The sequence below is a fragment of the Bradyrhizobium sp. Leo78 genome (genome assembly GCF_059512425.1).
Genome location: NZ_JCAMOT010000101.1, coordinates 1 through 6436 on the forward strand (window position 1 = coordinate 1; position 6436 = coordinate 6436).

Here is a 6436-nt window from a genome sequence, read left to right on the forward strand (position 1 = left end):
CGGCTGACGCACGCGTGTCGCGCCCAGCCTTGGAGGTTGCGGACATCTTCCGCAACCATGGCCCGGCATGGCGTCAAGCCCGCGCCGGCCATGTCAGCCTCGACCAGATGAAGGTGATGTCGGCGATCGAGCGCTGCCGCACGGCAGCCCTCGGCGGCCATGTCGCGCGCTGTGAGGACTGTGCCTACACGACCATCGCCTACAACTCCTGCCGCAACCGGCACTGTCCGAAGTGCCAAGGCGCCGCCGCGAAGGAATGGCTTGCCGACCGCGAGGCCGAGTTGTTGCCGGTGCCGTACTATCATGTCGTGTTCACGCTGCCTGCGGCCCTCGCCGACATCGCCTACCAGAACAAGGCCGTCCTCTACGACCTGCTGTTCAAGGTCTCGGCCGAGACCATGCTGACGATCGCCGCCGATCCGAAGCATCTGGGGGCCAGGATTGGCATCACCTCCGTGCTGCACACCTGGGGCTCGGCGCTCACCCACCACCCGCATGTCCACATGATCGTGCCGGGCGGCGGTCTCTCGCCCGACGGGCAGCGCTGGGTGTCCTGCCGGCCCGGGTTCTTCCTGCCCGTGCGCGTGCTCTCCCGCCTGTTCCGGCGATTGTTCCTGGAGAAGCTCGTCGCCGCCCACCGGGCCGGCCGCCTGAGCTTCTTCGGTGACGACATCCATCTGGCCGATGCGCAATCCTTCGCCGCTTTTCTGGCCCCGCTGCGCAAGGCCGAGTGGGTCGTCTACGCAAAGCGGCCGTTCGGCGGGCCTGAGGCAGTGCTGGCCTATCTGTCGCGCTACACCCACCGCCTCGCCATCGCCAACAGCCGCTTGATCGCCTTCGACAAGCAGGGTGTTACCTTCAGGTGGAAGGACTACCGCGTCGCGGGCCGCGATCGATACAAGCAGATGACGCTTGCCACAGACGAGTTCATCCGCCGCTTCCTCATCCACCTGCTGCCCAAGGGCCTGCACCGCATCCGCCACTACGGCCTGTTCGCCAAGAGCGCCTGCGCCGACAACATCGCCCGCGCGCGTGAACTGCTCGCCGTTCCAAAAGCCAAGAGCGAACCCAACGGTCCCGTTGTCGATGACAGCAAACCGGCTTGTCCTTGCTGCGGCGGTCGCATGATCATCATCGAGGTCTTCGCGCGCGGTGCAACTCCGCGGAATCCGCCGACAGCTCCGACGACCATCATCAGGGTCGACACCTCATGACCGCGTCACAATCCTGCAAGTCTGCTCATCGCGCTCGCTGGCTCTCGACCGGCCACGGTAGAGTGTGCCCAGATATCCGCCAGCCGTCGCAAATCGTCGGACAACTTGTGGAGTTCAAGGCCATCCGCTGCGCATTCGTCAGCGGCTTCACCGCCGCACAACTCGTTGGACCGGTTCGATCCCAATCAACGAGCTCACCCGCGGCACTCAAATCCCCATAGCGTCTGCCGCACCGTCTTACGTTCCCTCAAGCGCGGTTTCCTCCCTTGCAGGCTTTCGGACGCCGGCCGCCGAGCACGCGGCGACCTCCCTCATGCGGCCGGCATCCGAAACCCTTCACATAAGCGGAAGTGCCTTCGCTACTCCATAGGCAGCCTGCCGACGCTAGAAACGCCATCCTTTCACGTCTTCGATTTACAGGTTTAAGACACCGGCTGAGCGGCCCAACGCGAGCTCCGCATCAGGCTGCAAAAGTCGCTTCGGTGAAAATGGGGGTCCTTGCAGGCCATGATATCGGCGAGGCCGGTCTGTTGGGTCATTTCCGGCCGGTGCTTGAGGCCGTCGTAAAACGCCTGGAGAAGGTCCTCCACGAATTGCGGCGCACGGGGATAGGCCGTCACCACCGCCCCCCGCTGCACGTCGGTGAATTCGTCATAGCCAAGGCTTACGAGATCCATCATCACGCCCTCCGCAGTAAGCGCGGCGACGGGATGGAGGTGCTCGGAGATTCCCGGCGTAGTGTGCAGCGCGATCGCAAGCCAGACCTTCTCGATATCGCTCTCCGAGATGCCGTGGCTTCGCAGGAAGTCGCGCGCCGCATTCGCGCCGTCCACCTCGAAGCGCAGCCGACTTTCCTGGAAGCCGGAGGTCAGGCCGAGATCATGGAACATGGTCGCCGTGTACAGCAGCTCCGGATCGAATGTCAGCTTCTTGCGCGTCCCGGCCAGGGCGCCCCAGAAATAGACGCGCCTGGAGTGCTGAAACAGAAAGTCGCTCTCGGTGTCGCGAATGAACTGCGTTGCTTCGCGCGCCAATTGACTGTCGGGAATCTTCACGCCGGAAATCTCGTTGACCATCATGGTCCATCCTCCATCAGTATCAGGTGCCCGAACTCACGCCTTTCAGGTCAGGGCCGAGGTGACCCGCATTACCGCTGGTTTCTGAACTGCCGTTAGCAAGCCCGCATTTTAACCTGACGATGCCCCCTTCAACGAATGGGAGAACAACTCCTCATTCAGCAACCCGCGAAGGGGAGCCAGAAGGTGCCGATCGCCTCAGCGACGCATTTGTGGATGGTGCTGCTGTTCATTGGCTCCTCCTTGGTTGATGCAACCGATCGGTTCAGGAGCGACGTCGACCAAGCGGTCGATCAAAAGCGGCTCGTCGGGAGCCTACATTCAACGCAGAGCCTTTAACTCAGCGTCGATAGGATACGCCCTCCTGCCCCGAAAGGAAAGCCGCGCTGGGCCGGCCATTGCCAAAACCGAGCCGAAGGTCCGGAAGGGGCGGCAAGCCCACGTTCGCAGCCGATCGGGCCATGTCGGATCAATCTTTGGCTCGCCTTTACGCAGGAAGATTCAAACTGCGCATGGGCGCTCGCCCAGACAGATTAGGCCGTCCATTCCCAACTGGAAGCACGAACGGCGAGCGGGGGCGGTTATTTTAAAGGAAGGAGGTGGTGCGTTTGCGCCAAGCCAGCTACTTCCAATCTCTGGAATAAGCCGGCGCCGGCGACCGCCAAATTATAGAATGCATCAGGGAAAAGAAAAGCAGCGCCAGCAAGGCCGATGCACGTAGCTAAAAGCCCGCCAACCGCCAGATCATCCATGTCGATTCCTGCCGCGTCTGGTTGCTTCAATTCTAATATCGACCAAATCCACGCGCCCGCTTGGCCATTTCTATGAACCTCGCCTCGGCGTTTTCGGACACTTGGTTCAGCTTTCCGTGATCGAACGACCCGTCGCAAATTGCGTACAAAGTCGCGGGTCGCAACCGAGAGCTCCTCAAAAGAACGAGGCGAACTTGAAAAGCCACATCCCGCTCCAAGAGCGATCCCTAACAACGCATCGGTCGTTCTTGACTGATTTTCCATCGTCTCCCCACACCGCACTCAGCGGCATCGAGCCATCTCTACAGCAAAGGTGAACTATGAACCGTCAGAACTGAAAACGTAGATCTCGCTTGGTTACCCGCGCGAAGCGCTTGCAGTTCTGTTACGCCAGCAGGTGCTATCGCTTTGGCTTACTTCACCGGGGTGGTCAGTACTTTGTCGTTGGAATCAACGACAAAGACCGCGAGCAGCTTTGCCGGCTTGCTCTTGCTGGCGTTGCGGCTGATCTGATGGGCTGCGTTCGGCGGTTCGGACCAACTCTCGCCGACCTTGTAGATGCGGGTCTCGCCGTCATTCACCTTCGACTCGATCTCGCCCGAGAGGACGTAGGCATAGATGAACGCGGACTTCGCATGCGTGTGCGACGGGGAAGCGGCCCCCGGCGCGTAGTCGACTTCCACGACGACAAGCGACTTTCCAGGAATATTCGGGATCGGCTGATTGAATTTAGGCGCAACCGTTTCGGTTTGGGCGCCATACGCTGCGACCGGGCCGGCAAGCGCGAGAGCAGTAACGATAGCAGTGACAATGGTTTGAATCTTCATGATCTGCTCCTCGAACTGGTCCGAAGATGCCACTTGTTCGGCTAGATAAAAGTACCAAGAATCCAACAAAATTGTGCACCACGGCGGCCTCGATTTGCACGACAAGGGCGACGAGCGGATCCAACCGGTCTTGCTCGGTTGGGATGAAGGCATGAGCGGGAAGCAACGACGAGAGTTCGTTGCCGTCACTCAGACGGAGCTGAACTATATTTTATAAAACGCTTTGCATCGAAGCCGCAGACTATCCTGAGTTGGCGTCCGTCGCCTGCTCAATCAGCCCCCCCACCGCGCGCGGATTGGAGACGTAGATCGCGTGACTTCCGGGGACCTCGACGACTTTCGAGCCCGCGCGGTTCGCCATCCGCCGTTGCGTCGGCGCCGAGATCATCTTGTCGTCCGTGGCCACGAGATACCAACTCGGCTTTTTCTTCCACGCGGGCTCGGTGACCACGGCATTGTTCGCCTCCAAGCCAAACGGCACCTGGCTGTCGGCCCAGAAGCCGGCGGTCTTGGAATCCACATCAGCACCGAACGCGGCCGCCATCTTCGCCTTGTCTTGGAAAAGATATCCTTCCTTCGGCGGCGTAAACGACGGCGGGCGGCCGACGATGGTGTTGACGGACTCGCCTTTGTCCGGAGCGAAGGCGGCGATGTAGACGAGGGCCGCGACTTTGGGATGCACGCCAGCCTCAGTGATCACCACCCCGCCGTAAGAATGACCGACCAGCACCGCCGGACCTTCCTGCTCATCGAGGATCAGATTGGTCGCGGCCACGTCGCCCTCCAGCGAGATGGTCGGGTTCTGGACGACGCTGACGGTGAAACCGTGCTCAATGAGGATGGCGTAGACGCCAGCCCAACTCGATCCGTCGACGAAGGCACCGTGAACCAAAACGATGTTGTTGATCCTGGCCATGACGCGCTCCTACAAGGCCGACGCGAGTGCAAGCAGCGAGGCGCTACACCTCCGCGTATCCCTAAACGGCGTCCCCCGAGCATGGTTCCGCAGAACGATGCCGACAAAGGGAGGGGAACGTCGCACTCAATGATAATTTCGCAGGCGCTGATAGAGATTACCGGCATCGCTAAATCGCCACCGCCACATCACTGTGTGTTGATCAGGCCACTTTCCTGCTAAGGAACGGCCCGTCCTCTTTGTCGACCTCAAGAACACCATTGCCTAGCTGAAATGCACTGCCGATGGCTTTGCGTAATGCGGCAAGTTGAGGCTCCTTGGCGCCATCCCCAGGCGGATAGGAAGTGAGCGCCAGGAAGACATCTTCGGGCTCGGTGATCCGAAGCCTGGCAGGGTGCTGCGACATGGTGACGTTGCCGAATTGGAACCGCATCAGTCGATCGGCTGTGTTGAATCCAAAGGTTGCAGCAGCCGGATCGGACGGGGAACTGCCGAATACGGTCGTCAACTCATACATCTTACGCATGTTGCGGGCCCCGCTGGTCGTCACCGCCAGAAAGCCTCCCGGCTTCAGCATGCGATATGTTTCTGCGATGCCTTTCGCTGGGGCTGGCAAATGATAGAGCATGTGCATGGCAATCACCGCATCAAAGGAGCCTTCCTCAAAGGGAAGCGCAGATGCGTCGGCTTGTCGGCCTTGAACTGACGTGAATGGCAATGTCTGGCAACGCTCTATGGCTTCTTGGACCATGCCGGGCGAGAGATCAGCAAGGGTCAGATCAAGTCTCTCCGGCAATACGCTCACCACTGCTTCCCAGAACCAACCCGGACCGCAGCCGATGTCGAGGGCCCGATCTCGCGCTTGAAGCGGCAGTTGCCTCGCAACCCATGGATACCAACCGACCTCCGCGATTTTGTATTTCGATTTGATGCGCGCCCGCGCGGCGAGCTTTTGGCTGTCGCTATACTGTTTCCCAACCTCTGAGGTTTTGGATGTCATGTTGCCTCCTTCTCGGCGCCTCTCAGTTAACTCGCCGCGCTTCCTCAACAACTCCTCAGTATGCTGCGGTCGCACTAAACGCTGTTGAAGCGACGTGATCTCGCAATTTGGCAACCCTTTGCACGATTGGCGTCTCGTGCTGGGTGAAACGACTACGTCATAGGCAATTCAACGTGCATTGTCGCAAGTCAACACGTTCAAAATCAGGCCGAGAGCAGGCACGGGATAGGTCTGGACGACGAGAGCCTCTGGGCAAAGACCAGTTATTGCCTGAGAAATATCCGCCGTTGGCCCCCTGAGATGAACAATCTCAGGAAGCCTGTCGTCGAGTGTCTGCGGTGGACGGGATGTAATGCGATGATTGAGTTGACCGAGCGCAAAAGGGGAAACTGTGCATCCGTTGAACGTCGGCTTCGGGTCATTCGCGTCATTTTTGGCCGGTGCCCCAGATGTCTGCTTTTCCCTTAACAGCGGCGGAATAGCAGACATCCGCCGACTGCCGCTTGGGGCCAAAGGACTAAACCGCTCGCGCGGTAGGGAACGACGGCTGGCAGCGGAGCCCAGACGATAGCGTAACAGGGCGTCCTGCCTTGAGATTGAGGGGTTTCGACAACCTCACTCAAGGCAGGAGCATCCCCATGATCGACGAGG

At 59.9% G+C, this 6436-nt stretch carries 7 protein-coding genes; 1 reads left to right on the forward strand and 6 read right to left on the reverse strand.

The genetic code is table 11. The features are described from left to right. Positions 1-14: 14 nt before the first annotated feature. Positions 15-1214, forward strand: coding sequence for an IS91 family transposase (locus AC5ZG1_RS43100; RefSeq protein WP_496136452.1), 1200 nt, complete (start codon positions 15-17; stop codon positions 1212-1214). A gap of 422 nt (positions 1215-1636) precedes the next feature. Here AC5ZG1_RS43100 and AC5ZG1_RS43105 read toward each other — a convergent pair whose 3' ends face one another. The 6 genes from AC5ZG1_RS43105 to AC5ZG1_RS43130 form a co-directional block, all read right to left on the reverse strand. After that, a complete protein-coding gene (locus AC5ZG1_RS43105; protein ID WP_496136453.1) occupies positions 1637-2290 on the reverse strand; it encodes an HD domain-containing protein in 654 nt (217 codons plus the stop codon). 581 nt (positions 2291-2871) lie between these two features. Next, complete coding sequence (locus tag AC5ZG1_RS43110; protein WP_155255687.1) at positions 2872-3042, reverse strand: hypothetical protein; 171 nt, start codon at positions 3040-3042, stop codon at positions 2872-2874. A gap of 413 nt (positions 3043-3455) precedes the next feature. Then, positions 3456-3869: a cupin domain-containing protein gene (locus tag AC5ZG1_RS43115; protein WP_028169361.1), complete on the reverse strand. Its 414-nt coding sequence runs from the start codon at positions 3867-3869 to the stop codon at positions 3456-3458. A gap of 241 nt (positions 3870-4110) precedes the next feature. Continuing rightward, positions 4111-4785, reverse strand: coding sequence for an alpha/beta hydrolase (locus tag AC5ZG1_RS43120; protein WP_028169360.1), 675 nt, complete (start codon positions 4783-4785; stop codon positions 4111-4113). Positions 4786-4987: 202 nt separating this feature from the next. Further along, on the reverse strand, positions 4988-5785 hold the full coding sequence (locus tag AC5ZG1_RS43125) for a class I SAM-dependent methyltransferase (RefSeq protein WP_496136450.1): 798 nt from the start codon (positions 5783-5785) through the stop codon (positions 4988-4990). A 168-nt stretch (positions 5786-5953) separates the two neighbouring features. Then, complete coding sequence (locus tag AC5ZG1_RS43130; RefSeq protein ID WP_496136451.1) at positions 5954-6274, reverse strand: hypothetical protein; 321 nt, start codon at positions 6272-6274, stop codon at positions 5954-5956. Between the last annotated feature and the right edge of the window lie 162 nt (positions 6275-6436).

Excerpts from the sequence above, each read along its gene's own strand:
- AC5ZG1_RS43110 (WP_155255687.1), bottom strand. The coding sequence starts at position 3,042 with ATGGATGATCTGGCGGTTGGCGGGCTTTTAGCTACGTGCATCGGCCTT.
- AC5ZG1_RS43120 (WP_028169360.1), bottom strand. The coding sequence starts at position 4,785 with ATGGCCAGGATCAACAACATCGTTTTGGTTCACGGTGCCTTCGTCGAC.
- AC5ZG1_RS43130 (WP_496136451.1), bottom strand. The coding sequence starts at position 6,274 with ATGTCTGCTATTCCGCCGCTGTTAAGGGAAAAGCAGACATCTGGGGCA.
- AC5ZG1_RS43115 (WP_028169361.1), bottom strand. The coding sequence starts at position 3,869 with ATGAAGATTCAAACCATTGTCACTGCTATCGTTACTGCTCTCGCGCTT.
- AC5ZG1_RS43105 (WP_496136453.1), bottom strand. The coding sequence starts at position 2,290 with ATGGTCAACGAGATTTCCGGCGTGAAGATTCCCGACAGTCAATTGGCG.
- AC5ZG1_RS43125 (WP_496136450.1), bottom strand. The coding sequence starts at position 5,785 with ATGACATCCAAAACCTCAGAGGTTGGGAAACAGTATAGCGACAGCCAA.